This is a genomic window from Streptomyces sp. NBC_01352 (genome assembly GCF_036237295.1).
In the GTDB taxonomy this organism is placed as follows: Bacteria; Actinomycetota; Actinomycetes; order Streptomycetales; family Streptomycetaceae; genus Streptomyces; species Streptomyces plumbiresistens.
In genome coordinates this window covers 7,029,852-7,054,067 of record NZ_CP108354.1, presented here as the reverse complement: position 1 = coordinate 7,054,067, position 24,216 = coordinate 7,029,852, and the positions used below count along the sequence as shown (strand labels likewise).

Annotated in this window: 28 protein-coding genes; 1 reads left to right on the top strand and 27 read right to left on the bottom strand. The window is 67.8% G+C overall.

All coding sequences use genetic code 11. The annotated features are described in order from the left end of the window. Positions 1 to 31 precede the first annotated feature (31 nt). From eccD to OG252_RS32695, 16 genes are all read right to left on the bottom strand, one after another. A complete protein-coding gene (gene eccD / locus OG252_RS32770) occupies positions 32 to 1,387 on the bottom strand; it encodes a type VII secretion integral membrane protein EccD (RefSeq protein WP_266439531.1) in 1,356 nt (451 codons plus the stop codon). Positions 1,388 to 1,497: 110 nt separating this feature from the next. Continuing rightward, the gene (locus OG252_RS32765) at positions 1,498 to 1,809 is read right to left on the bottom strand and encodes a hypothetical protein (protein ID WP_266439530.1); all 312 of its coding nucleotides are present in this window, start codon (positions 1,807 to 1,809) and stop codon (positions 1,498 to 1,500) included. Between the two features lie 52 nt (positions 1,810 to 1,861). Further along, positions 1,862 to 2,317, bottom strand: a complete 456-nt coding sequence (locus tag OG252_RS32760; protein WP_266439529.1) for an HD domain-containing protein — start codon at positions 2,315 to 2,317, stop codon at positions 1,862 to 1,864. An 85-nt stretch (positions 2,318 to 2,402) separates the two neighbouring features. Beyond that, positions 2,403 to 3,608 (bottom strand): DUF6508 domain-containing protein, encoded by a 1,206-nt coding sequence (locus OG252_RS32755; protein ID WP_329340608.1) that lies wholly within the window; start codon positions 3,606 to 3,608, stop codon positions 2,403 to 2,405. Between the two features lie 53 nt (positions 3,609 to 3,661). Further along, complete coding sequence (locus OG252_RS32750) at positions 3,662 to 4,069, bottom strand: hypothetical protein (protein WP_329340606.1); 408 nt, start codon at positions 4,067 to 4,069, stop codon at positions 3,662 to 3,664. Next, a complete protein-coding gene (locus OG252_RS32745) occupies positions 4,062 to 4,463 on the bottom strand; it encodes a hypothetical protein (RefSeq protein WP_053747726.1) in 402 nt (133 codons plus the stop codon). Before OG252_RS32745 ends, OG252_RS32750 begins: the two co-directional genes overlap by 8 nt. 47 nt (positions 4,464 to 4,510) lie before the next feature. Beyond that, positions 4,511 to 7,195, bottom strand: coding sequence for an ADP-ribosyltransferase (locus OG252_RS32740; protein ID WP_329340602.1), 2,685 nt, complete (start codon positions 7,193 to 7,195; stop codon positions 4,511 to 4,513). Then, positions 7,192 to 7,584: a DUF6507 family protein gene (locus OG252_RS32735; protein ID WP_329340572.1), complete on the bottom strand. Its 393-nt coding sequence runs from the start codon at positions 7,582 to 7,584 to the stop codon at positions 7,192 to 7,194. Before OG252_RS32735 ends, OG252_RS32740 begins: the two co-directional genes overlap by 4 nt. A gap of 109 nt (positions 7,585 to 7,693) precedes the next feature. Next, complete coding sequence (locus OG252_RS32730) at positions 7,694 to 8,008, bottom strand: pore-forming ESAT-6 family protein (RefSeq protein WP_266439520.1); 315 nt, start codon at positions 8,006 to 8,008, stop codon at positions 7,694 to 7,696. A gap of 82 nt (positions 8,009 to 8,090) precedes the next feature. Next, the gene (locus OG252_RS32725; RefSeq protein ID WP_266439509.1) at positions 8,091 to 8,417 is read right to left on the bottom strand and encodes a hypothetical protein; all 327 of its coding nucleotides are present in this window, start codon (positions 8,415 to 8,417) and stop codon (positions 8,091 to 8,093) included. 164 nt (positions 8,418 to 8,581) lie between these two features. After that, positions 8,582 to 9,295 carry a hypothetical protein gene (locus OG252_RS32720; RefSeq protein WP_329340599.1) on the bottom strand — a complete coding sequence of 238 codons (714 nt, stop codon included), beginning with the start codon at positions 9,293 to 9,295 and terminating at the stop codon, positions 8,582 to 8,584. Between the two features lie 50 nt (positions 9,296 to 9,345). Beyond that, the gene (locus OG252_RS32715; protein ID WP_329340598.1) at positions 9,346 to 11,694 is read right to left on the bottom strand and encodes a hypothetical protein; all 2,349 of its coding nucleotides are present in this window, start codon (positions 11,692 to 11,694) and stop codon (positions 9,346 to 9,348) included. Between the two features lie 354 nt (positions 11,695 to 12,048). After that, positions 12,049 to 12,438: a toxin-antitoxin system YwqK family antitoxin gene (locus OG252_RS32710; protein WP_329340596.1), complete on the bottom strand. Its 390-nt coding sequence runs from the start codon at positions 12,436 to 12,438 to the stop codon at positions 12,049 to 12,051. A 62-nt stretch (positions 12,439 to 12,500) separates the two neighbouring features. Then, positions 12,501 to 13,487: a hypothetical protein gene (locus OG252_RS32705; protein WP_329340594.1), complete on the bottom strand. Its 987-nt coding sequence runs from the start codon at positions 13,485 to 13,487 to the stop codon at positions 12,501 to 12,503. Further along, entirely contained in the window at positions 13,484 to 13,678 is a 195-nt protein-coding gene (locus OG252_RS32700; RefSeq protein ID WP_329340592.1) for a DUF397 domain-containing protein, read from the bottom strand. The genes OG252_RS32705 and OG252_RS32700 overlap by 4 nt, the downstream gene beginning before the upstream one ends. A gap of 8 nt (positions 13,679 to 13,686) precedes the next feature. After that, complete coding sequence (locus tag OG252_RS32695; protein ID WP_329340590.1) at positions 13,687 to 14,538, bottom strand: helix-turn-helix domain-containing protein; 852 nt, start codon at positions 14,536 to 14,538, stop codon at positions 13,687 to 13,689. 228 nt (positions 14,539 to 14,766) lie between these two features. Between OG252_RS32695 and OG252_RS32690 the strand changes: the two genes are divergently transcribed. Beyond that, entirely contained in the window at positions 14,767 to 15,180 is a 414-nt protein-coding gene (locus OG252_RS32690; RefSeq protein ID WP_329340588.1) for an ATP-binding protein, read from the top strand. Positions 15,181 to 15,513: 333 nt separating this feature from the next. Here OG252_RS32690 and OG252_RS32685 read toward each other — a convergent pair whose 3' ends face one another. The 11 genes from OG252_RS32685 to OG252_RS32630 all read right to left on the bottom strand — a co-directional run bounded on the left by OG252_RS32685 (position 15,514) and on the right by OG252_RS32630 (position 24,190). Next, positions 15,514 to 16,281: a hypothetical protein gene (locus tag OG252_RS32685; protein ID WP_329340586.1), complete on the bottom strand. Its 768-nt coding sequence runs from the start codon at positions 16,279 to 16,281 to the stop codon at positions 15,514 to 15,516. 392 nt (positions 16,282 to 16,673) lie between these two features. Beyond that, positions 16,674 to 17,012, bottom strand: coding sequence for a hypothetical protein (locus tag OG252_RS32680; RefSeq protein WP_329340584.1), 339 nt, complete (start codon positions 17,010 to 17,012; stop codon positions 16,674 to 16,676). A gap of 26 nt (positions 17,013 to 17,038) precedes the next feature. Continuing rightward, on the bottom strand, positions 17,039 to 17,422 hold the full coding sequence (locus OG252_RS32675) for a hypothetical protein (RefSeq protein ID WP_329340582.1): 384 nt from the start codon (positions 17,420 to 17,422) through the stop codon (positions 17,039 to 17,041). 158 nt (positions 17,423 to 17,580) lie between these two features. After that, complete coding sequence (locus OG252_RS32670) at positions 17,581 to 17,970, bottom strand: hypothetical protein (protein WP_329340580.1); 390 nt, start codon at positions 17,968 to 17,970, stop codon at positions 17,581 to 17,583. Between the two features lie 245 nt (positions 17,971 to 18,215). Continuing rightward, positions 18,216 to 18,554 (bottom strand): hypothetical protein, encoded by a 339-nt coding sequence (locus OG252_RS32660; RefSeq protein WP_329340578.1) that lies wholly within the window; start codon positions 18,552 to 18,554, stop codon positions 18,216 to 18,218. Positions 18,555 to 18,617: 63 nt separating this feature from the next. After that, positions 18,618 to 18,986 carry a toxin-antitoxin system YwqK family antitoxin gene (locus OG252_RS32655; RefSeq protein WP_329340576.1) on the bottom strand — a complete coding sequence of 123 codons (369 nt, stop codon included), beginning with the start codon at positions 18,984 to 18,986 and terminating at the stop codon, positions 18,618 to 18,620. A gap of 5 nt (positions 18,987 to 18,991) precedes the next feature. Beyond that, positions 18,992 to 21,673 carry a hypothetical protein gene (locus tag OG252_RS32650; RefSeq protein WP_329340574.1) on the bottom strand — a complete coding sequence of 894 codons (2,682 nt, stop codon included), beginning with the start codon at positions 21,671 to 21,673 and terminating at the stop codon, positions 18,992 to 18,994. Beyond that, complete coding sequence (locus tag OG252_RS32645) at positions 21,670 to 22,062, bottom strand: DUF6507 family protein (RefSeq protein WP_329340572.1); 393 nt, start codon at positions 22,060 to 22,062, stop codon at positions 21,670 to 21,672. The genes OG252_RS32650 and OG252_RS32645 overlap by 4 nt, the downstream gene beginning before the upstream one ends. 44 nt (positions 22,063 to 22,106) lie before the next feature. Beyond that, positions 22,107 to 22,421, bottom strand: a complete 315-nt coding sequence (locus OG252_RS32640) for a pore-forming ESAT-6 family protein (protein WP_266439510.1) — start codon at positions 22,419 to 22,421, stop codon at positions 22,107 to 22,109. An 89-nt stretch (positions 22,422 to 22,510) separates the two neighbouring features. Next, a complete protein-coding gene (locus OG252_RS32635; protein ID WP_266439509.1) occupies positions 22,511 to 22,837 on the bottom strand; it encodes a hypothetical protein in 327 nt (108 codons plus the stop codon). A gap of 165 nt (positions 22,838 to 23,002) precedes the next feature. Beyond that, positions 23,003 to 24,190, bottom strand: coding sequence for a PP2C family protein-serine/threonine phosphatase (locus OG252_RS32630; RefSeq protein WP_266439508.1), 1,188 nt, complete (start codon positions 24,188 to 24,190; stop codon positions 23,003 to 23,005). Between the last annotated feature and the right edge of the window lie 26 nt (positions 24,191 to 24,216).

Sequence of the window (24,216 nt, the reverse complement as noted above, 5' to 3'; positions counted from 1 at the left end):
GACGGCGCGGCGGCGTCTGGTCTTCGAAGCCTCAGAACTTGTTGAGCAGTTGCCCATAGATGCCGAACGCCCCGATGGCGAGCGGGAACAGCCCGATCACCCCGAGGGACTCGATCAGGTCGGCGAACCGCCGCAGCCGTACCTGGACGTGCTCCGGCGGCTCCACGGCGAGGACCAGCAGCGGCAGCAGTGCCGCCGCGGCCAGCAGCACGAGCGCACCGGCACCTCCCGCGTGGTCCAGCCACAGCACCGCGAGCCGTACGACCAGCAGCGCCGCCGCCCCGAACAGCGCCACGACCTCGGCGACCAGCGGGAAGGCCCGCGCCCGCGACAGCAGGACGACGGCTGTGAGCGAGGCGAGGGACACCGTCCAGACGGTCGGCTCCTTCGCGGTGGTCAGCAGCCAGCCGCCCGCGGCGGCCGACGCGGCGGTGACGACGGTGGCCAGGGCCAGCCCGCGGTGGGTGGCGGCGAGGGCGTTGGCGACCTCGTGCCGGCTCACCGAGGTGCCCGAGGAACGCTTGTCGTCGAGCGCGGTGAGTCCCGAGGCCATCAGCGCGAACCGCGGCAGCAGCCCGAGCAGGATGACGGAGACCACGGCCATCACGGCGCCGATCCGGTCCGCCCGGTCCTGTACGAGGGCGACGGCCTCCCACATGGCGGCCACACCGACGACCGCCCCGGCCCCGATCAGTCCGCCACGGCCGAGCGGCGAACAGTAGGCGAGCAGCACGAGCGTGAGCACCAGCGCGGCGGCGACACCGGCCAGCCGGGCCGTCCCGGACCAGTCGTAGGCGTCGGCGGCGGTCGTCGCGGTGAGCAGGCCGAGCCCGCCGGACGCGAGCAACAGCGCGGTGGCCAGGGCCCGGTTGCCCTCGCCGATCTTCGCGATCGCCGCACCGGCGACCAGGAACACCGCGGTGACGGCCGCGAGTCCGGCGGCGACCGACTCCAGCGCGAACTCGCGCCGGGCCAGCAGCGCCGCGGTCACGGCGAACACGATGGTGGCCACACCGGCGGCGGTACGGCGTACGGCCGGACGCCAGCGCCAGGCGCGCAGGTCGAGATCGTCGGCGACCTGGTCGGTGACGTCGTGCACGACCGGCGCCGGCGGTGCGGCGTGGGCGCGGACGAGACGCAGTACGGCGCCGTCGGGGACCTCCGCCGACGACAGCGTGGCGTCGTGCGGCAGCGCGGAGCCGTCGGAGGTGATCAGCTGCCGGGTGGTCGGCCGGGACGCGGCCCGGTCGTCGAGCAACTGCAGTATGTCGGGGAGCAGTTGGCCGATCGGAGTGTCCGACGGCAGCACGATGTCGGCGCGTCGCCGCTCACCGATCAGAGTGACCCTGCTCAGCTGGGTCCGGAACGTCGTTGCTGTGCTCACCACTCACCGGAACCTATCATCGCGTCGTTTCGGCCATCGGCGTTCGCTGACATGAGCACGCCCGGCCATGCACACCGTGTTCACTGCTTCTCCGCGTTCCTGCTTTTCCGCGCTCACTGCTTCTCCGCGCCCTGGCCGTCGGCGCCGCTGGGAGAGGCGCTGGGGGTCGGGTCGTACAACTGCTGTTGCTGCTGTTGCTGCTTGTCCTCCTCGGCCTTCTGCTTCGCCAAGGTGGACTGGATGAAGGACCAGCCGATGCACCCGGCGCACAGCACGGCCGCGATCGCGATGCCCGCGAACATCTTGCCGAACCGCTCGTCCGCCGTCCGCCGGGCGCGCTGCGCGCCGAACAGCAGCGCGTCGCGCATCCGGCGCCGGCGCACCGCCACCGACTCCAGCAGCTGGCTGTCGTAGTCCCGTGCCATTCAGTCGTCCTGTGTAGGGGTGTGTGTACGTGGGGGTGTGTGTACGTGGGGGTCAGTCGCCCGGGGCCAGGCCGAGACGCTGCCGCATGGCGGCGTACTTCTGCGTGAGCCGCCGGGCGGTGTGCTCGTCGAGTACGGCGAGACGGACCGGGTCGGCGTTGTGCGCGAGGTCGGCCGCCTTGACGAGCCGGGCGCCGGGGGTGTCCAGGATCCGTTGCGCGTACCCTTCCGGCTCCTCGTCCGGCCGCTTGGTCATGGCCCGTACGACGTCCTTGGTGCGCTGCGGGACCGCGGCGGCGTCGAGCCACTCCTCGCTGAGCACGCCGTCCTCCAGGGCGTCGTGCAGCCAGGCGGCGGCCACGAGTTCCTCGCCGCCACCCCGGGCACGCACGCCCTCCGCGACGGCCGACAGATGCTCGGCGTAAGGCCGTCCGGCCTTGTCCGTCTGCCCGGCGTGCGCGGCACGGGCCACGGCCTCGACCTCGCTGAGACTCATCTCCTGCGGCATGCGGATCCCCCCTACTTCGCTTCCGCAACATAAGACATGGACGCGCCACGCGTACAGCCGGGGTACGGCCGCCTCTCGGGCTCTGTCACACCCCTCCCGACAATCCCGTCACGATCATGAAGAGCACCCAGAGGACGGGGACGAGGGCGACGTAGGCGCGCGGGCGGCGGTGAACGGGCAGGCCGGGGTCGTACCGCGGCCCGAGCGTTCCCGGCCCCGGAGCCGGGAGCCTGTTCACCTTGCGTACGGCGAGGAGGTTCCGGACCAGCGTCAACGGGGCGAAGAGGAACAGGGAGAGAGGGCTCCACCAGCCCCAGGCGAGCGTGTGGGCCGTCAACGCCCGGTGCACGGCCAGTCCGCAGGTCATGCACATCGGGCCGTCCGTCTTCCTGAAGCCCATGAGGATGACGAGGCCTCGGTGGGCGCGGAAGGTGACGTCCGCCGCGGGGGAACCTCCGCAGAATCTGCACATGGGTGGGGCGAGGGGTTGAGGGTGCGCGGGGGGTTGAGGGTGCGCGGCGGCGGAGGTGCCCGGGTCGGCATGGGGCCGGTCGGTGGGCGGGGCGTCGGACTGGAGGTGCTCCTCGGCGGACGGATCGGCGTACCAGGCGCGGAGCGAGGTGGCGATGGCGTCCAGGAGGCCGTTCGCCACGGCCTCGGCGATCTCCCCGTCGCTCATGCGCTCCGCGCTCACGACCGCGGTGGCGGCACGCATGGCGTCGGCGGGCCGCAACCCTCCTTCCGGCGGAGCCTGGGGCAACGGACTGTGCCTCCACCGGTACTCGGGGGTCACGGCGCCGACGCCGCGCAGGGCGTGAACAGCACGCTGGAGCGCCTCGCTGTAGCGGGGGAACGGCACGTGAATGGCACCGCTCGGTGACTTGGTCCCGCCGCCCCACTGCACGTCCCGGTCCTCGTCCGTGAGCGCGTCGAAGGCGTCGGCGAGCTCCTGCCACGCCTCCGCGTCGTCACGGTCGAGCTGGGCGAGCAGGCGCCGGTCGTCGGCCGGGGTGACGACACGGGCCAGTTCTTCGAGCGCTGCGACATCGGGGGCCTCGGTGACCGGCCCGACACCGGGTTCGTGGCTGAGCAGGCCAAGGACGCCGAGGGGGGTGAGGCCACGTTCGTGAGCCTCACGGACCTTGGTGTACCACTCCAACCCCGCCTTGTAGGCACTGGGGCTGCTGGCCTTCCGGTGCATCCACTCGACCTCGGTGGCATCACCCCAGGCGTATCCGACGACTTCGCCGTCGGGGGCGGTGACGGTGACGTAGTGCACGGGGCTGGTCATGCTGGTCAGGCCTGGGGGCCTGTTCCTCCACGGGTAATCGTTTGGTCAGGGGTTCACTGATCGGCTCGGGCGAGGGCCTTGACCGCGTCGGCGTTCGGGGCGTCGGTGAGGGAGCCTGGGAGGGGGCGGCCCCTGCCCGGCGGCTCTGGGCCGACCAGGAAATCGGTGAGGGCCTGGGACGGTCGGATTCCCCGTGCCTTGGCTTCACGCAGCCGGCTGACCCAGGAGATGCCCTCGTTGATCCCCCGGCCCCCGGCGGCCTGCCGCGGTTGATACGCGGCGGCGTCGTCCTCGTCACTCGCCCACACATATCCGAGGGCCGCGCCGCCCTCCTTGTCGACCACCGTGAAGTACCGCACCGGCTTGTCCGTCCGGTCCCGGTAGCGCGGCGCACCGCCCGGCGCCTCCCCGAACCACATGTCCTCGGCAAGGCGCGGGTTGACCGGCTGTCCGTCATTCACCCTTGGCAAGGGACTTGACCGCGTCGGCGTTCGGGGCGTCGGTGAGGGAGCCGGGCAGGGCCCGTCCGCGGTTGCCTTCCGGGTTGGACAGCATCTCCGCGAGGGCCTGGGACGGCAGGATGCCCCGCCCCTTGGCCTCTTGCAGCCGGGCGTGCCAATGACCGCCCTCGGCGAGGGCCCGGCCCCCGGCGGCGTTGCGTGGCACCCACGCGGCGGCGTCGTCCTCGTCACTTGCCCACACATATCCGAGGGCCGCGCCGCCCTCCTTGTCGACCACTGTGAAGTACCGCACCGGCTTGTCGGTCCGGGTGCGGTACCTCGACGGACCCGGCGCCACGAGGTCGAAGTGCACGTCCTCGGCGAAGCGCGGGTTGATCGGTCGTTCGCTGCTCATGAAGTCCACGTTCCCTTAACTCTGCCTGATCCTCAACGCGGCCACTGCTACGGCTTCGGCCTCGGCAGGACCTCTCCGTAGATGTGCCACTTGCCGTGTGCCTCGTCGAAGAAGACACGCGTCACCTTGTAGTCGGAGCCCCGGGCCAGCAGCAGCTCACGTTCTCCGGGGTACTTGGAGAGGTGGTCGATCCAGAGGGCGGGGGTGTCCTTCGCCACCCGCAAGTGCATCCACACGGGATTCTGGTCGAACGGGGGTGGCGGCGACTTGCCGAGTGCCGTGGAAGTGAACGCCTTGTCGTCGAAGGTCCCGCCGAGCATGTCGAGCGGTGAATCGATCGGGAGGCCGTCGACCTTGACGTGGTCGACCCCGGTGCCGCGGACGACCATGATGTCCTCGGGCACGGGGCGCATGTCCATGACCTTGTCCATCTCGTCGATGGTGTGCAGGAGCGAGGGGTCCACGTCGTTGCCGAAGCGCAGATGTCCATTGATCAGGGTGTACTCATTACCGCTGTACGTCTTCAGCGCCTGCTGCGACTCGGCGGGCAGGTCGTCCAGGAAGTCGTTCCAGTACGCATTGCCGTACGCCAGCCCGGCCTCGTTGGTGGCGCTGGGCGCGGGGTTCGTGCCGCGCGCCAGTTCCGCCTCGGCCACCGCGTGCTTCTCGGCGTCGCTGAGGGCGTCGAAGGCCGCGTCCGACATCGTCGGCTTGTACTCGAACGGCTCCCCGGCCCCGCTCCCCGGCACATCCGCGCCCTGGTGCCCCGGAGCGACCGGACCATCCGTGCCGTGGTGCGCGGCGGCGTCCTCGGCGTCCACATGGTCGCCGGCGTGCGCGGCGTCGTCCGCGTGACCGACACCGTCGTCACCGTGTCCGGCACCGTGCGAGGCGTCGTCGACGTGACCGGCGCCGGGAACGTCGTGACCTGTGCCGTGCGGGGCGACGGGGGCGTCGGGGTGCGGCGTGGTGGTCGGGACGTCGTGCGCGGGGGTCGCCGTGCCCTGGTGGTACCACGGGGTCGTGCCGCCGGGAACGTCATGACCGCCCGTGTGCGGCGTGGTGGTCGGCGTCTGGTCGTACGCGGACGGGTTCGGCCCGTAGTCGTAGCCGGACGGCGACGGCGCATGACCGTACGGCGCCCCCGACGGGGTCTGGGCGTACGGGTTCGTCCCCGGCGTCTGGTCGTACGCGGACGGCGAAGGCGCGTGGTCGTACGGGGATCCCGAGGGGGCCTGTCCGTACGAACTCGGCGGCGGTGCATGGTCGTACGCGCTCGGCGACGGCGTCGCGTCGAAGGCGCCGCCCGGGGTGTGGCTCGCGGCGGTGGCCGGCGGCGCGTTGTACTGCCCAGCGTTGTCGACCGTGTGCGCGGCCGCGTCGGCGCCCGTGTGAACCCCGGCGGACACCGGCGGCTGGGCGCCCTGGGTCGTCCAGTGGGCCGGCAGCGTCGGCGTGGTCCCGGCGCCGTGCGGAACCGTCGGGGTGTTGGTCTCGTAGTGGACCGGCGTCGTGTCGATGGTGCCGTTCGGCGAGATGAGGTTGCCGTTCGGGTCCATGAGGCGGCCGTCGGGCAGGCTGATGGCGCCGTCGGGGAGGGTGGGGATGTCGATGTTGCCGACACCCTTCAGACTCGTGGCGATGTCCCCGATCTTCGACAGGCCCGCACCCGCGCCCTTGGCGATGTAGGTCATCGGGTCGATGACCCGGCCCGCCTTGCCAGCCGCCGACAGCACCTTGGCGACCGCGCCGGCCTTGCCCGCACCCGCCACACCGGCACCCGCGCCGCCCGTGAAGACGGTGGTCACCACGTTGAAGGTGACCGCTCCGGCCGCACGGCCGGGGTTCTTCCCCCACTCGTCCCAGGCGACCAGCGCCTTGCCGGTCTCCTTCATCGCGGTACGCGAATCACGGATCCAGGACGGCAACTTGTCGTCAGGCAGCGTCCAGAACAACGCCCCCGCACCCGGGATCGAGGAGATCACCAGACCGGTCGCCAGCTGCGCGAGGCCCTTCCAGGCCTGGCCCATCGCATCCCAGCCGCCGAAGCCCACCAGCATGCCCAGGCCCTTGATGGTGCCCCAGATACCGTCCACGATCAGGCCGTCCCACACGAACGACTTCACCCAGTGGCCGACCTCGTACCAGTGATGCTTCTCCTCCACCGGGTCACCCCAGGGAAGCTTCGCGTTCTTCATGTCCTCGGCGTTGAACCCGTACTGGTCCTTACGCTCCGAACCGTCACCGGCGACCATCTGCGTGCCGCCCCACAACGCGGTGATCTTGTTGTGGGCCGTCCGTTCCGCCGCCCAGAACGCCGCCACCGTCGCGGTGATGTCGTCCCGGATCTGGTTGTGCTCCTCGACCTTGTCCCCGTCGTACTCCCACTCGTCGTCATCCTTCACGGAGTCGACGAACGTCGTGGCCTTGGTCTTCAGTTCCTTCAACTTGTCGACGAGAGGCCGGATTTCGGTGGCGTACGACGACAACGCCCCGGAAACGGTCTCCAGATCGTCTCCGAACTCGTCCGCGCGCTCCTGGACCGGCTTCGTCGTCGCGAAGAGCTGCTCCGCCTCCGGAGCCGTGTAATACGCCGAAAGGCCCTGGAACTGGGAGTGCACGTCCCCGCCGGTCTTACGGACATGGCCCGCGTCCTTCTTCAGGTCCGCGTAGTCCGTCTCCAGCTGGGCCAAGTCGCCCGTGTACTGGGGAATCTGGTCCGGCTGGATCATGCCTTGCCCGCCCCCGGCATATCCAGCTTCGGCTCGGACAACGCAGCGCGCTGCGCCTCCGCCGCCATCTCCTGATCACCGTTGAGATAGGCCGTCGTGGCATCCACGGCACCCTGCAACGACTTGCCGGCCCGGGCGGCGACGTACTGAAGATCCTTCGACGCACGCTCCGCGAACTGCGACAACGCGAGGGCCACCAAGCCACCCGCCGCCTTCTCGCCACCCTCGCCGCCACCGCCACCCTCGGCGGAGATCGTGCCCGCGCTGGTCGCCGCCGACGTCAGGTGCTCACCGAACGCCTTCGCGTACTTCTCCAGGTCCGACGCGGTCTCCCCCGTCGTCTTCAACACACTGGAAATGCCTTGTGGTTTCAGATCCCAGCCGGGCACCGAAAACCCCCGTTTTCCTAAACTTCCGATACCGATACCGAACAAGCGGCCCTGGAGCGAAGAGAGGATGCGCCCCAGGACGGATGGTTACGGCAGACGAACCCGTCTGTCAGCCGATGTTGTCGACCGCGGCCTTCGCCCGCTGGGCCGTCGACTGCGCCGTGCTGTCGTTCTTCTCCAGCGTCGACTTCAGCAGCGCGATGATGCTCTTCACCTCGTTGGAGGCGTTGTTCCAACGCTGTTCCTTGCCGTGGTACTCGTCCGACACACCGTCCGCCGTGAAGTCGGCCATCGCAGCCTTCACCTGACTGTCACGGTTCCCGATCACCGTCTCAAGGCGACCGATCACCGCCTGGATGTTGGACTGCGCGTCCGCCGACGCACCCGTGTCGTACGACCGACGATCCGCACCTGAAGGCGCCATCACACACCACTCCCCGAGAAACCAAGCAGACTGTTGGAGAAAAACGATGAAACCGGGGCAACTACGCCCCGGCGAGCACTACTCAGCGAAAGCGCGCCGCGTCGAAGTTCGCGGCACCCATCTGCTGCTTGGCGTTGTCGCCCTGCTCCTGGTCACCGGAGCTGAACGCCGAGTCCATCCCGGACTGACCGCCGAGAATCGCCGCCAGCGAGGCGTTGAGCTCCTTGGCGATGCCGTCCGCACGGTTCTTGAAGTCGTCGAACATCACGCGACCCGTACCGTTGAACTTACCCTCGAGCGGCGCCGCCGCCTGCACCAACTGCCCGATCAGCGCGCCGAGATCGTCACTCGACCCCCGCGAATCACGCTGCAGCTGCGACAGCGTCTGCGCACCCATGTCGAACTTCATTAGGCCTCCCCCGTCGGGCTGCTACGGCGGACCGTGCCCGATCCACCTCATACCTCTGTCTCTCCTCAATCTCTATCAACCCGCTGCTCGCCTGTGCAATCGAGGTCCCCAGCACGCACAGAAGCACCACAAGTCGGCCGGGATGTCGTTACCCGAACGAACAACTACGCCTGCAGAGTCTCCGGAATCGCGTCGTGCAACTCCGTCACGGCGCGTTCGCCGGGCTTGACGGCGATGAGCCGGCGGGCGGCATCCAGGCCCCACGTCGCGTCTACGCGGTGAGCCGCCGCGATCATCAGCGCCAGTTGCAGGCCGAGGTCGTACGACGGCTGCTCCTCGGCGAGCCTCGCGATGCCGCGCTCCACCCCGGCCGTGACCGCGGGCAGAAGAACAGCGACGAGTTCTCGACGCAGCAGCGCACTGATGTGCCGGTCGAACTGCACCTGGCCCGCGAGGTTCAGCAGGGCCTCGGCCGCCTGCAGTCGCTCGGTCGCCGTGCCGCGCTCCTCGACCATGTCGGCACTGTCCCCCACGGCGTCGGCGAGCACCCCGAAGGTGTCGTCCTGGCCGTGCAGCCGGTCGTACGAGGCTCCACGCCATACGGCGGATTCCGGCGACCGCGCTGCCCGGACCACCGCTTCGTACCCGACCGTGTCTGCCCACCGGGTGAGCGCGACACAGGCCAGGAAGCGCCCTGCCGGATCCTCGTCCGGATCCCGCAGGACTTCCTTCAATGCCTCGGAACGCTCCCGATAGCCACCGTCGAGCCCTTCGCTGATGACGTCATCGGGATCGGCGGCAGCCGTGCCGTCGAAGTCCGTGAAGAGCAGTTCGGCGACTCTGGCGCTCGGCTCCCACGAACCATGGCTGTCGGACACTCGGTACTCCTGTGCTCAGGTCGGCTCGCTGGATCACGTTATCCGGCTCGTCACGGCGTCTTGGTCGTCGGGTAGGGCCCCGTCACGTAGTCCTTCGGGACGATCCCACTGATCAACCATTCGCCGTCGCGTCGGGTGTTGAGCAGCGCCATGACCCTTCGGTGCACCTTGCTGGTCTTGCCCTTGCTCAGACCGAGGTCGTTGACGAACTTGGTCACGGCGTCGGTGTCCGTCGGCTTGAGTGTCGGCGGCACCTCCACGTCCTTGCCCGCGGTCTTGGTGATGTCGTCGCTGATGCTCTGCTGGATCTGCTCGGGCCGCAGGATCTCCACGTTCTGGACCTTGCCGGCGTCGATGTCCGCCTGCAGCCGCCGGTAGTCGATGCTGACTTCCTGGGCGCCGTAGACCTTTCCGGTGCCGTCCTTCGGCGCGAAGGAAGTGAACTGGCTGGATTCCTTGGCCTTGGGGTTCGCGCCGCCCAGCACGTGCTCGAGGGGCGTGATCTTTCCGTCCGGATTGGCCGGCACGATGCCGGTGTCCGGATCGAACCGCGACTTGCGCAAGCCGTACTGGTTGTGGGTGGCGCTGAAGTCGTCGTCCTGCCGGATGATGGGCGGTTCGTCTCCGCCCGGGGCCTTGGGTGGAGCCTCGTCCGTGGCCGGGGCCACGCCGTCGTCGGCGTGGGGTTCGGTGGGATTGTCCGCGCCGTCACCGTGCGGGGGTGCGTCATCGCCACGTGCAGGTACGTCATCGCCATGCGGGGGCACGTCGTCACCGTGGCCGCCGGCCGGCGAGTCCCCGGCGTGTGAGCCACCGGGCGAGCCGTCGCCGGCCTGCGACGGTACGCCCTCGCTGCCCGCGGAGTGCCCCGCGCTGCTCGCCGCGTTGTCACCAGCGCCTGCGCCGACCAGAGCCGGTTCCTTGAGCGGGGCATCGACCTGCGACGCCCCGGCACTTGGCGTCGGCGTGGCCTCGTCGGCCGTGTCGACAACCGTCTCCACGGGCGCTTGGTCGGCATGCTGGACAACACTCCCCTGGCTGTCCAGGAGGTTGCCGTCACCGTCCAGGTACTGGGCGGGAGCGCCTTCGGGCGTCCCCAGGTCGATCGTGCCCTCCGGCAGCGTCACCGCCCCCTCCGGCAGCCGCACGCTCCCGTCGGGGAGTGTGGTGGCCCCCTCGGGGACGGCCGCGCCCTCCGGAAGCCGCACCGTGCCGTCCGGGAGCGTCACCGAGCCCTCCGGCAGGGTGACAGCGTTGTCCGGAAGGGTGGGGATCTCGACGTGGCCGACGCCCCTGAGACCCCTGATGATGTCGCCGATCTTCGACAGACCCGCGCCCGCGCCCTTGGCGATGTAGGTCATCGGGTCGATGATCCGGCCCGCCCTGCCCGCCACCGACAGCACCTTGGCCACCGCGCCGGCCCTGGTCACGCCAGCTGCGGCGGCACCCGCACCGCCGGTGAAGACGGTGGTGAGCACGTTGAAGGTGACCAGGCCTGCCGCACGGGCAGGGTTCTCGCCCCACTGGTCCCATGCCACCAGCGCCTTGCCGGTCTCCTTCATCGCCGTACGCGAATCACGCAGCCACGACGGCAACTTGTCGTCCGGCAACGTCCAGAACAGCGCGCCCGCACCGGGAATGACGGAGACCACCAGACCCGTGACCAGCTGCCCAAGGCCCTTCCATGCCTGGCCCATCGCCTCCAGGCCGTTGAACCCGAGCAGGGTGCCGATGCCCTTGATGGTGCCCCAGATGCCGTCGACGATCAGGCCGTCCCAGAAGAACGACTTCAGCCAGTAGCCGATCTCCCACCAGTGGTGCTTCTCCTCCACCGGGTCGCCCCAGGGAAGCTGCGCGTCCTTCATGTCCTCGGCGGCGAACCCGTACTGGTCCTCGCGCTCGGAGCCGTCCCCGGCAACCATCTGCGTGCCGCCCCACAACGCCGTGATCTTGTTGTGGGCCGTCCGCTCGGCCGCCCAGAACGCCGCCACCGTCGCGGTGATGTCGTCCCGGATCTGGTTGTGCTCGTCGACCTTGTCGCCGTCGTACTGCCACTCGTCGTCTTCCGCGGCCATTGCGAGGAACGCGGTCGCGTCCGCCTTGAGCTGCTTCAGCTTGTCGACAAGGGGACGAATCTCCGTCGCGTACGACGACAGCGCGCCGGACACCGTCTCCAGGTCGTCGGCGAACCCATCCGCCCGCTCCTGCACCGGCTTGGTCGTCGCGAACAGCTGCTCCGCCTCGGGCGCGGTGTAGTACGCCGACAGCCCCTGGAACTGCGAGTGCACACCTCCGCCGGCCGTACGGACGTTGGCCGCGTCCTTCTTCAGGTCCGCGTGGTCCGTCTCCAACTGTGCCAAGTCACCCGTGAACTGGGGTATCTGATCCGGCTTCAGCACGCCTTGCCCACTCCCGGCCGATCCACCGCCGACGCGGACGACGCGGTGCGCTGCGCCCTCGCGGCTGTCGCCTCATCGCCCGGCACACATCTACTGCTTCGCGTTGTCACCCTGCTCCTGGTCACCCGAGCCGAACGCCGGGTCCATCCCCGACCCACCCCGTAACTCGCCCTATCTCTATCAACCCGATAGTTGTCTGTGCAATCAAGGTCCCCAGCACGCACAGAAGCACCACGACTCGGCCGAATATCGTTGCTGGGCAGGTGAGTTGTGTCACCGTCACCTTCGAGCACGACGCCCGTTCGTGCATCCGAGGGCGGGTGCGCAGCGACCTGAAACACGGGCTGGTCCCACTCACTCCCCCGTCAGCCGCCCGCTCTCGTCCCACGCCCGGTGCGACAGGACGGCCTGCCCGTCCTCGCTGAACGTCTTCTCGTGGGCCAGCACGCCGTTCGGATGCCATCGCCTCCAGACGCCGACAGGACGCGACCCGTAGACCGTCCCCTCGGCCTCGAGCGTGCCGTCGCGATACCACTCCCAGGACGGACCATGCGGCAGCCCGTCCACGTACGACTGCAGGCTCACGACATCGCCACCGAGCCGTTCCTCGACCTCGCCGGTGAGCAGCTCCCCGCGGTACAGCAGCCGTGCGCCCAGATCGAAGTCGACGTCGGGGCCGTCGATGTCGATGCGAGGCGTGCGCTCGTCACGTCCCAGCCCCTCGCGGATGTCGTGCCGGTTCACTCGGAAGCAGCCTCCTCGACCTGGGTGCGGCTCGTGAGGTTCCAGCCCTTCGCCTCCTTGGATTACCGGCCACCGCTCGCCAATTCCCGCAACGAGTCGAGACCGACGATCCGGGGTTCGGACGCCGGATCCACTCGTCCCGCGCCTTGCTCGTCCGGCATCGCGGACAACTCGGCCAGCGCCGCCGACGGGGACAACCCCCGGTCGTGCGCAGCCCTCAGACGCTCCAGCCAGACCAACCCGGCACGGTACGTAACGTCGTCGCCGACATTCCGTGGCTCGAAGCTCGCCGCATTCTCGGAGTCGGAGGCCCACAAATAGCCGAGCACTGCAGCACGCCCACCCTGAACCGGCACGTACCGAACGTCTCCCTCGGCCGTACGCCGATATCCGATGCGCCCGAACCCGGGAGCGTGCCTGAAGACGCCGTACCGGGTCAGTTCCTCGAAGCTGCCCCATACGTCCCACGCAGTACCGTCGGCATGGAAGAAGTTCTCGGCGCCAGTCTCGGTCGGCTTCGCGAAGTACGTCGGATCGTCCGGGTCCGTTTCCGACTCCAGGGCCTCGGAGAATTCACGCAGCAGCGCGGCCAGCCGAGGACCGTTCGCCGCGTACACGTCCGGCTGGGGCCGTCCCTTCAGGTCGTACGGCAGCCATACATCGGACTTCGTCACCAGATCGACCACGACATAGTCGGCGAACGACGAGGCTCCCAGCCGGACTGCACCAGAGCACTCGACGAACGCATCCACGGATCCGATCTCGCCGGCTCGCATTCCCGCCCTGACCCGGCCGACCAATTGGGCCACCGATTCTGTCGAGCTCGACGCGTCGACAGGGACCGTGAACTCCCCTTCGAAAAGGGGTTTCCGCGGTTTGCCGCCCGCTTCCGTGACGGAGACGCGCACCGCGTGTTGCCCCACAGCGAACCCGTTCGCGGAGAGCACCCCATACGCGGCCAGCAGATCGCGCATACAGAGCACCAGTGCATCGGCGGACTCGTCGTCCCGTCCCCATGTCCAACGGGCGACGTTCGTACTGGCGATCACACGCCAGAGTTGGGCTTGAGGGCATCGACGAAGGTGGCGAAGGCTTCGGTCGGGAAGAGGAGGGTGCCGTAGGCGGGGTTCTTGGAGTCTCGTATCGCCACTCGGGCGAAGTCACTCGCGATCTCTACGCAGGCATTGCCGTCGCCGCTGCCGGAGTAGGACGACTTCCGCCAGTTCTCGGGGGTGGTCACCGGGCGCCTCACAGTTCCTTGGCCAGACTGTGGATGAGGTCACGCGACCGATCGGGGTCGAGTGACACCGCCTCCACTCTACGGAAGAGTGTTCGGAAGACGCGGAGTTGAGCTTCGGAATCGATGAAGAGCGTGCCGTGAGGGCCATCGCGGACAACAGTGTCCAGCCTTGGGACGACGCCACCGGCGTACACCATGGCCGCTGTGATGTCGGCGAAGTTTTCCAGGTCAAAGGGGATGACACGTACGGTGACGTGGTCGGCTTCGGAGAATTCCAGGATGTGGGCAAGCTGAGCACGTGAGGTGGCCCTGCCGCCGACCCTGATCCGCAGCGCTGCCTCGTGGACCAACGCCTCGTACGTGATCGGCTGCGGCTTCTCAAGGATGACCCGCCGCTGCATTCGATGGCGGACGCGCAACTCCAGCTCCTCAGTGAGGAGTTCGGGGACGCGGCGCGAAAAGAGGGCACGGCCGTAGTCCTCCGTCTGAAGGAGTCCTGGGACGTGCAGGAAGTCCACATCCCATCGGTAGGTGGCATGGTGCTCCAGCTCGGACAGATCCAGGAATGAGGTGGGCAGGAGGCCTCGGTACTCCTCCCACCAGCAGCGTGTCCGGTCGGTCGCCATCGCGGCCAAGGCGTCGACAAACGTCTCGTCCGGGCACGCGTAGTGGGCCGCAAGACGGCGAAGCCGCTCCTCGCTCACTCCAGTAACGCCGGACTCGATCTGGCTGATCTGGACGGAGTTCACTCCAAGCAGCCCTGCCGCCTCGCGGGCGCTGAGTCCTGCCGCATCCCGGAGCCTGCGCATTTCGACCGCCAGACGCATCTGTCGTGCTGTTGGTTCGCGCCTGGTCCCCATCGACCGCTCCTTCGTTTCAACGCCCCTGGAAAATCGACTCGTTCGGGCGTCAGATTACGCGACCGACTTGCCTCAGGTTAAATCTAAGGTCTACCTTCGGTGACGCGACGCACACGCTGCGGAACCCCCGGGGGACCGGAAGCGCACCGCCCCGTCCTGCCATGACGGCCGCGGCACTGCCACCGCCCGGCGAGCTCACCCCCTCCACCTCCCGAACGGAGTTCACCCATGCCCGAAAACGAAGCCAAACCCTGGGAGTACAGCCTCTACATCCCCAACGACCTGCGCGCCGTCACCGTCAGCCGCCGCACCCTCCGCCTGATCCTGACGATGCACGGCCTGATCGGCCTGGTCGACGTCGCGGAGCTGCTCGCGACCGAACTGGTCTCCAACGCCGTACGCCACACCAAGGGGCCCGCTGCCCTGCGCGTGCGCTGGTCGGCGGGTGTACTGCGGATTGGGGCGTGGGATGCGGATCCCGAACCGCCTGAGCCACCGCGAACGTTGGACCAGGTCGCCGATCACGAGGACGGACGTGGACTGGCCCTCGTCCGGTCCTGCGCCGACACCTGGGGCTGGCAGCCGCTGAGCAGACACGGCAACCGGGGCAAGTACGTGTGGTGCGAGTTGAAGGCGGCCTAGCAGCAGCTCAACGATCTCGCGGCCAGGGAACGAACCATTCGACGTGAGCCAGTCAGGGACTCTCTGGTCAGCCCTAGCGTGGTCAGGTGTCGTTGTCCGATCGCGCGCCATTCCTTCGTCGGGTTCCCGTCTGCGTCCCATTCAGACCGTGCCAGTTGATGGGATGCCACCGCTTGAATTCGTCTACGGGGAACGCGTCACGCATCAGGCCGCCCGCCTGAGGGTGCCATCCACATAGCACTCGCGTAGGGGTCCGTCCTCGATGCCGTCTGTGAAGTCGATGCTGAGCGTGTGATCTGTGGCGCCCCTCCCCCTCCCGAGGTGAATACCCAGTCACGCGAGCGCCTCCCTGATCTGGGCCCGTACCGCACCGTCGCCGAGAGCGGACAGGTAGTCGGCGAACCGGCGAGTCTCGAGCGTCTTCGCGCGCTGCACGATCGCCACCGCGTGGTTGAGCGGACGGTGACCGGCGTCATGGCTCAGTACATCTTGCGCGAGGCTCACGGCCGTGGCCGCATCCACCGTTGCCATCGCCGCGGCCAGATCGACGAGTTGGGTCGCCAGATCGAACCTCTGCGGCCGGCGTGCGGCGAGTTCCGCGGTTCCTCGCGCCACGACTTCCCGGATGTCGGGAAGAACATCGGCAACAGTCCGCACGTCGAGCAGATCTCCGAGTTTCTCGTCGAAGTACTCCCTGTCCGCGATCCTCACCAGCGCCCGAAAGGCCTCCGTCCGCTGCTCCCAGGTGCCCTTCTCCAGCGCCAGATGGTCGCTGTCGCTCACAGCCGATGACAGTTGCGCGAAGGTGTTGTCGACGGAGAACTTGCGGTCGATGAGGGCGTCGTACCAGGGCACCCGTTCAGGATCGCGGGAAGCTTCCATCACCGCGTCGAACCCGGCCGGTTCCGCCCAGGTCGTCAGCGCGACGCACGCCAGGAAGCGGTCACGGATCTCGGCCGAATGGTCGTTCAAGAGGTCGACCAGGCCCGGAACGCGTTCGCGGTGCCGGGGATCGTCGAGCGCCTCGTAAATGACGTCGTCCACATCCGACACCGGCTGCCCGTCGAAATCCGTACCGAGCAATACGTCGAAGCGGCTCACGGGTATCTCCAGGGGATGTCTCGTGCGTCTCCCACAGTTTCTCAGGGCTCGTCGCCGGGCTCTACGGCGAGTGAGGCGGCGGGCGGTCTCCGAAGCCCATGTCACTTTGGCGCCTTGGGCCGCGTCGATCATCAGCACCAGTTCCAGGCCGAGGTGTACGAGAGCTACTCCTTCGCCGGCCTCTCGATGCCGCGGGCCACCGCCGTCTGGATGTTCGGAGGGGCCGACGGCCACGAGCTCGGGACACAGCAGGGCTTCGATGTGATGGCCGTCGTCCAACACCTCGCTGATGAGGTCGTCAGGATCAGAGGGCCTACCGTCCAAGTCCACGTAGAGCAGGGCAGCGACTCTGCCAGTCGGCTCCTAGGGATCCCTTTCTACTGGACCGGCAGTCATCCCTGCGGAGTCGTGTTCTCCCAAGCGCGGGTCGGGCGTCCTTCCTCATCCCACTCATGGTGGGACAGCGGAGGCTCGCCGTCCGTGCCGTGGAGCTTCCTCTGGCCTAGCACTCCGTTTTCGTGCCAGCTCTTGTACTTCCTGGAGGAGGCCTCCATCCGCATCGCCCCCTCTGCGCGAAGGACTCCGCTCTTGTACCACTCACGGAACGGGCCGTCGCGGTAACCGTCCGTGTAGGTCACCAGACTCACACGATGTCCTGCGAGGTACTCCTCCACCTCCCCGGTGAAGAGTTCACCCCGGTAGAAGAGTCGCTGGGAATAGTCGAGGTCCACCTCGGGATCATCCAGGTCGATTCGTTTCAAAGTCGAGCTCGGATGTCCTTGGCGATTTCCATGAGTCTCGACAAGTCCTCAGCCGGCATGACGTGGTTGAAACCCCTGACCCGCTCCAGGAATTCAGTCGGCAGGGCGACGTGATGTGTTCTCACGTAGAACCTGAGGTCTCCTCGCCATACCCACTCTCCGTCCGAGTGGATGGAGTCGCCGCCCAGGATGGTCTGGCCGGAACCCAGAACATCCTCGGAGGAACCCATGACGCTGAAGAGGCCATGCCCGGCCAGCAAATACTGGGCGATCTCTCGCTCATCGTCATATGCGGAGTCGGCGAGGAAATCTCGCATACTCCCTCTTGGCACCCCAAAAACAGGCGGCCACAGCTCTTGGAAATGATCAGCGATCTTCATGAAAGGTAATACCCTCCGCCCCGCTCGTACACGAGTAGCAGCGACTCGTGGGGTCTCCCGGAAGTCCCACCGGTTCGGTGGCGACGTCCGACGCTGTCTCGACGTCGGGAGCGACCAGCTGGGTGACGTCCAGCCAGAGCAGCCTTCCCGTGCTGCGTCTATCCGTACAGCAATTTCTGGATACCGTCTGCCGCTTCCTGCACTTCCCCGTCAGTCAACTCTGCTGGGGTGAACGCACGAGTTCGCGCATGCTCCAGGAAATCGTGTGGCACCACGGCGCCGTATTCGCGGACGAAGTACGCCCAGTATGTCGGCCACGCCCACTCGCCGTCGATGGAAAATCCGAAGGGGACGATGGGACCCTTGTCCGCGTCGAGAGGATCCGCAACGTTTCCGGCAGACATCAGGACCGTAGACCCGTCGAGATACTGAGCCAACGGCTCACGCAAGGAGTCCGCGAGCCGTCCCACCTGCTGGTGCAGGGATACCTGCTCAAACCAAGCCGCATCCGCTGTCTCGATTTCCGTAAAAGCTGGGAGTATGCGCATGGGGTCCCTGTCTCTACATCCCGAACGACCTGCACGCGGCCACCGTCGGCCACCGCACCCTCCGCCTGATCATGGCCATGCACGGACCGATCGGCCTGGTCGACGTCGCGGAGCTGTTCGCGGCGGAGCCGGTCTCCAACGCCGTACGCCACACCGGGCCCACTGCCCTGCAATTGTGCTGGTCGGCCGGCACCCTGCGGAGCGCCGCCCTGCGGGCGTCCGCGTCGGACTCTCGGACAGGGGCGTCACCCCTGCGGACCCGTGTTCTCCCACGCCTGGGTCGGGTTCCCCTCCTCGTCCCACTCATAGTGGGAGAGCGGGGTCCCACCGTCGGCGCTGTGAAGCTTCTTCATGGCGAGAACGCCATTCTCGTGCCAGCTCTTGTACTCCCCGGACAAGCTGCCCATCCGCATCGTTCCCTCTGCGCGAAAGACTCCGCTCTTGAACCACTCACGGAACGGTCCGTCCCGGTAACCATCCGTGTAGGCCACGAGACTTACACGATGTTCTGCGAGGTACTCCTCGACCTCCCCGGTGAAGAGTTCACCCCGGTACAGGAGTCGCTGGGAGTAGTCGAGGTCCACGTCAGGGTCATCCAGGTCAATGCACTGCATAACCAATGCCACACCTGCAATCGGGATGGCGCGTCATCCCTGCGTAGTGGTGTTCTCCCAAGTCCGGGTGGGGCGGCCCTCCTCGTCCCACTCGAATTCGGCGAGGGGGGTCTTGCCGTCCTGGCTGTTGATCATACGCTTGGCGAGGACACCATTCGGATGCCAGCGCTTGAATTCTCCGGACACGAATCCCATGCGCATGACGCCCTCGGCGCTGAGCGTACCGTCCTTGTACCACTCGCGGTAGGGACCGTCCTTGAACCCGTCCGTGTAAGTCACGCGGCTCACAAGACGTCCCGCCAGGTATTCCTCTGCCTCCCCGGTATAGGGATCCCCGGCATAGAGCAGTCGGTGATCGAAGCCGATGTCGACCTCGTCGTCGTCAATATCAATTCGTCGCATATTCACTACCACGGGAGCTTGTTCTCAGCGTTCGGAGGCCAACCGGTGAATCGCCCGAAAGAGCTCGGCACTTCGTGCAGCATGTGGGCGCAGTTGGCGCAGAACGGTGCCGCTTTCGGCGGGACAGGTACTTCCAAGTCGAAATCCTTCTTGAAGGGGAACCAGACGGAGGCGCGCAGCTCCCCGAGAGCAGTCGCGTCATCCGGCAGGCCCAGTTTCCGACGCTCCCACAATAGCCGGTTCGCAGCCTTCACCTCGGCGTGCTGCAGGACCGGGGCAGGGTGAGGCGGATCGGCGCTGATTGCTGCGTAACGCTCAGCGAGCGTCGGATGAAGGTCATCAAGCGGAATCGTCGCGTCGGCGGGCCCATTGAGCCCCTCGTACACAAGACCCGTGCGCCTGTCGATCACTGAGCCGACGCACGCGCCAGTTTGCGTCTTCGGGAAGGATCCATCGTTCTTGGCCTGGACGTAGAGGTCGACTCGGTCCCTGGAAAGGGTCTGGATGAATTCCTCGACCGGGCGACCATCTACATGGGTGATGAGCCCATTTGAGGTCTCGACCCTGGCCGGGTCCAATTGCCCCAACAGCTTGTCTCCGGGGCCGGCTCCAGGCAGGTTCCCCTGGCGTACCAGTGCCTCCGTCGGGTCGTACCCGTCCGGGTAGCCCGGGCTGTGAGGCGCGTCCGACGTGCCGTGATCGTGGTTCCCAGCGCCATCGCCGCTTCCGTGACCCGCAGAGGGGCTGTCACCGGGATGTCCCCCATCGTGACTGTCGCCATGGCCCTCGCGATGATCGCCGGCTTCGTGGCCGTTGGGCGAAGTGTCGCCGTGGTGAGGCGGGTTGTTGCCGTCGTGGCCAGTTCCGTTGGGGCCGTCCGAATGACCATCCGTGTGACCGGATGGCGGTTCGTGGCTGGCGGACGGGCCATGCGCGATGTCGTCGGCCCTGCCCACGGGCAGGCCGTCGCCCACGTGACCACCCGGGAGATGATCCCCGGCCCGGCCGACGGGGACGTCGCCGCCCACGCCACCACCGGGGAGGTCGCCCCCGGCATGCACCGTCGGGACGTTGTCCCCGCCCGCGTGAACCGCGGCGTTGTCGGGCACGCGGCCGACGTCGCCTAGGTTGTCGCCCACGCTGTCGCCCAGGCGGACGGGCTGGCCTGCCTGTTCGGCGGTATGGGCCCCCGCGCCCACCAACGCCGGTTCCTTCACCGGGGAGTCCACTCGCGGCACGTCCGCGCCATCGGCCGGGTTGCCCGACGCCGGCCTGTCCACCACGTCCGTGGGCGCGTTGTCGACGTTGTCGACCACGTTGCCCTGGTTGTCGAGGAGGTTGCCGTTCGGGTCCATGTACTGGGCCGGGGAGCCGTCCACGCTCGGCAGTCTCGTCGTGCCCGCGGGAAGGACCGGGGTGTCGTCCGGGAGTTTGATGTTGCCGTCGGGCAGCCGGGTCGCGCCGTCCGGGATCGTGGCGCCCTCGGGCAGGTTCACCGTGCCGTCGGGGAGCTTGACCGCGCCTTCGGGGAGAGTGAACGCGTTCTCCGGGAGGGTGGGGATGTCGATGTTGCCGACGCCCTTCAGCGCCGCGCTGATGTCGCCGATCTTCGACAGCCCCGCACCCGCGCCCTTGGCGATGTACGTCATCGGGTCGAGGACCCGGCCCGCCTTGCCCGCCACGGACAGGACCTTCGCGACCGCGCCCGCCTTGCCCGCGGCGGCCACGCCGGCACCCGCACCGCCCGTGAACACGGTCGTCACCACGTTGAACGTGACCGCACCGGCCGCACGACCGGGGTTCTTCCCCCACTCGTCCCACGCCACCAGCGCCTTGCCCGTCTCCTTCATCGCGGTACGCGAATCACGGATCCAAGAGGGAAGTTTGTCGTCCGGCAGCGCCCAGAACAGCACCTGCGCGCCTGGCATCATGCTGAGCGTCAGGCCGGTCGCCAGCTGGGCCAAGCCCTTCCAGGCCTGGCCCATCGCATCCCAGCCGCCGAAGCCCACCAGCATGCCCAGGCCCTTGATCGTGCCCCAGACGCCGTCCACGATCAGGCCGTCCCACACGAACGACTTCACCCAGTGGCCGACCTCGTACCAGTGATGCTTCTCCTCCACCGGGTCACCCCAGGGAAGCTGCGCGTTCTTCATGTCCTCGGCGTTGAACCCGTACTGGTCCTTACGCTCCGAACCATCACCGGCGACCATCTGGGTGCCGCCCCACAACGCCGTGATCTTGTTGTGGGCCGTCCGCTCAGCAGCCCAGAACGCCGCCACCGTCGCCGTGATGTCGTCCCGGAGCTGGTTGTGCTCGTCGACCTTGTCGCCGTCGTACTCCCACTCGTCGTCATCCTTCACGGACGAGACGAACGTCGTCGCGTCCGTCTTCAGCTGCTTCAGCTTGTCGACGAGGGGGCGGATCTCCGTCGCGTACGACGACAGGGCGGACGACACCGTCTCGAGGTCGTCGGCGAACGCGTCCGCCCGGTCCTGCACCGGCTTCGTCGTCGCGAAGAGCTGCTCCGCCTCCGGAGCCGTGTAGTACGCCGACAGGCCCTGGAACTGGGAGTGCACGTCCCCGCCGGTCTTGCGGACATGGCCCGCGTCCTTCCTCAGGTCCGCGTGGTCGATCTCCAGCTGGGCCAGGTCACCGGTGTACTGGGGAATCTGGTCCGGCTGGATCATGCCTTGCCCGCCCCCGGCATATCCAGCTTCGGCTCGGACAACGCAGCGCGCTGCGCCTCCGCCGCCATCTCCTGATCACCGTTGAGATAGGCCGTGGTCGCGTCCACCGCACCCTGCAACGACTTGCCGGCCCGGGCGGCGACGTACTGAAGATCCTTCGACGCACGCTCCGCGAACTGCGACAACGCGAGGGCCACCAAGCCACCCGCCGCCTTCTCGCCACCCTCGCCGCCACCGCCACCCTCGGCGGAGATCGTGCCCGCGCTGGTCGCCGCCGACGTCAGGTGCTCACCGAACGCCTTCGCGTACTTCTCCAGGTCCGACGCGGTCTCCCCCGTCGTCTTCAACACACTGGAAATGCCTTGCGGCTTCAGATCCCAGCCCGGCACAACAGCCCCCGTATCCCCGAAGTTCCCTCTGTCCTACAAAGCCCTCAGCCGATGTTGTCGACTGCGGCCTTCGCCCGCTGGGCCGTCGACTGCGCCGTGCTGTCGTTCTTCTCCAGCGTCGACTTCAGCAGCGCGATGATGCTCTTCACCTCGTTGGAGGCGTTGTTCCAACGCTGCTCCTTGCCGTGGTACTCGTCCGACACACCGTCCGCCGTGAAGTCGGCCATCGCCGCCTTCACCTGACTGTCACGGTTCGCGATCACCGTCTCAAGGCGACCGATCACCGCCTGGATGTTCGACTGCGCATCCGCCGACGCACCCGTGTCGTACGACCGACGATCCGCACCTGAAGGCGCCATCACACACCACTCCCCGAGAAACCAAGCAAACAGTTGAGAAACCGACGAACCGAAGAAACCGGGGCCATCGACACCCCGGCAAGCACTACTCAGCGAAAGCGCGCCGCGTCGAAGTTCGCGGCACCCATCTGCTGCTTGGCGTTGTCGCCCTGCTCCTGGTCACCCGAGCTGAACGCCGAGTCCATCCCGGACTGACCGCCGAGAATCGCCGCCAGCGAGGCGTTGAGCTCCTTGGCGATGCCGTCCGCACGGTTCTTGAAGTCGTCGAACATCACGCGACCCGTACCGTTGAACTTACCCTCGAGCGGCGCCGCCGCCTGCACCAACTGCCCGATCAGCGCGCCGAGATCGTCACTCGACCCCCGCGAATCACGCTGCAGCTGCGACAGCGTCTGCGCACCCATGTCGAACTTCATCACGCCACCCCCGTTGGGTCCTGACCACCACATCGTGTGCATTACATCTCTACCAACTCCCTGATTGCCCATGCAATCGGGTACCGGCGGTAGTTACAGAGGCAGCACAAACCCATGACCAAAGCATGGGAGCGTATGCGGACAAACACCCACATGCTCACATGGTCAATGGGTGGACGATGCAGCCGCCGCCGTCGGGCCCTCCCGACAGATCAGCAGCAGCGCCCGGTCGTCGTTGACGTCCTTCGCCACCGCCTCGATCAAGTGCCACGCCGCTCCGTGGAAGCCGCCGGCGACATAGCGGTCGGCCTCGCCGGTGAGGCGGTCGATGCCCTCGACGATGTCGCGTTCTGACGTTTCCACCAGACCGTCCGTGAACAGCATCAACACGTCGCCCGGGCGCAGCGAGCCCTTCACGGGGTCGAACTGCGCACCGTCGTACACACCGAGCAGCGGGCCCTCCGCGGCCTTCTCCTCCCAGCGGCCGCTGCCCGCACTGAGCTGGAGCCCCGGCGGGTGGCCCGCGGAGTACAGCTCGTAGTCACCCGAGTCCAGGTCGAGGACCAGGTGGATCGAGGTCGCGAAGCCCTCGTCCCAGTCCTGGCGGAGCAGGTAGCCGTTGGCGGCCGGCAGGAACGCGTGCGGGGGGAGCGAGCCGAGCAGCCCGCCGAAGGCGCCCGACAGGAGCAGGGCGCGCGATCCCGCGTCCATGCCCTTGCCCGACACGTCCGTCAGGACGACCTCCATCGTGCGGCCGCCGTTGGTGCGGGCCGCGACAACGAAGTCACCGGAGAACGACTGACCGCCCGCCGGGCGCAGCGCCATCTCCCGGTGCCAGCCCTGCGGCAGCTGCGGCAGCTTGCTCTGCACGCGGATGCGTTCGCGCAGGTCGAAGAGCATGGTGCCGCCGCGCCGCCAGGGCACGCCGACCCGGCTGCGGAACTGGGCGATGAGGAGGCCGAAGAAGCCGCAGGCGGCGACCACCAGGACGACGCCCGGGGTGACCCTGGACGGTCCCTCCGTGTACGGGCCCAGCTGCACCGACTCCACGATCAGCGCCGTCGCCGCAGCCGCGTACAGGCCGAGCAGGCTCGCCGGGCGCAGCAGCAGGCCGCCCGCGACGATCGGCAGGACCAGCGCGGCCGGGGAGCACCACACCGAGTTGGCCAGTGTCGTGGCCGCGATCAGCGGGACGGTGATGAGCAGGCCGACCATCGCGACCCAGTCCGAGCCGTCGCCGCGGAAGTAGTCGACGGCGCTTCTGCGCATGCCGACGCGGGCCCGGTGCCACTGCATCTTCCACCGGGCCGTGAACGTCTCGGCTTCCGCGCGCCGCTCTCGTCCTGCTGCCATTAGTTCGGGACCCTATCCATCGGACC

Bases quoted from the DNA above. Each gene is read 5' to 3' on its own strand.
- OG252_RS32670 (WP_329340580.1), bottom strand. From the start codon at position 17,970: ATGCGCATACTCCCAGCTTTTACGGAAATCGAGACAGCGGATGCGGCT.
- OG252_RS32690 (WP_329340588.1), top strand. From the start codon at position 14,767: ATGCCCGAAAACGAAGCCAAACCCTGGGAGTACAGCCTCTACATCCCC.
- OG252_RS32730 (WP_266439520.1), bottom strand. From the start codon at position 8,008: ATGGCGCCTTCAGGTGCGGATCGTCGGTCGTACGACACGGGTGCGTCG.
- OG252_RS32675 (WP_329340582.1), bottom strand. From the start codon at position 17,422: ATGAAGATCGCTGATCATTTCCAAGAGCTGTGGCCGCCTGTTTTTGGG.
- OG252_RS32765 (WP_266439530.1), bottom strand. From the start codon at position 1,809: ATGGCACGGGACTACGACAGCCAGCTGCTGGAGTCGGTGGCGGTGCGC.
- OG252_RS32630 (WP_266439508.1), bottom strand. From the start codon at position 24,190: ATGGCAGCAGGACGAGAGCGGCGCGCGGAAGCCGAGACGTTCACGGCC.
- OG252_RS32650 (WP_329340574.1), bottom strand. From the start codon at position 21,673: ATGATCCAGCCGGACCAGATTCCCCAGTACACCGGTGACCTGGCCCAG.
- OG252_RS32760 (WP_266439529.1), bottom strand. From the start codon at position 2,317: ATGCCGCAGGAGATGAGTCTCAGCGAGGTCGAGGCCGTGGCCCGTGCC.
- OG252_RS32755 (WP_329340608.1), bottom strand. From the start codon at position 3,608: ATGACCAGCCCCGTGCACTACGTCACCGTCACCGCCCCCGACGGCGAA.
- OG252_RS32695 (WP_329340590.1), bottom strand. From the start codon at position 14,538: ATGGGGACCAGGCGCGAACCAACAGCACGACAGATGCGTCTGGCGGTC.
- OG252_RS32640 (WP_266439510.1), bottom strand. From the start codon at position 22,421: ATGGCGCCTTCAGGTGCGGATCGTCGGTCGTACGACACGGGTGCGTCG.
- OG252_RS32655 (WP_329340576.1), bottom strand. From the start codon at position 18,986: ATGCGACGAATTGATATTGACGACGACGAGGTCGACATCGGCTTCGAT.
- OG252_RS32725 (WP_266439509.1), bottom strand. From the start codon at position 8,417: ATGAAGTTCGACATGGGTGCGCAGACGCTGTCGCAGCTGCAGCGTGAT.
- OG252_RS32740 (WP_329340602.1), bottom strand. From the start codon at position 7,195: ATGATCCAGCCGGACCAGATTCCCCAGTACACGGGCGACTTGGCCCAG.
- OG252_RS32745 (WP_053747726.1), bottom strand. From the start codon at position 4,463: ATGAGCAGCGAACGACCGATCAACCCGCGCTTCGCCGAGGACGTGCAC.
- OG252_RS32635 (WP_266439509.1), bottom strand. From the start codon at position 22,837: ATGAAGTTCGACATGGGTGCGCAGACGCTGTCGCAGCTGCAGCGTGAT.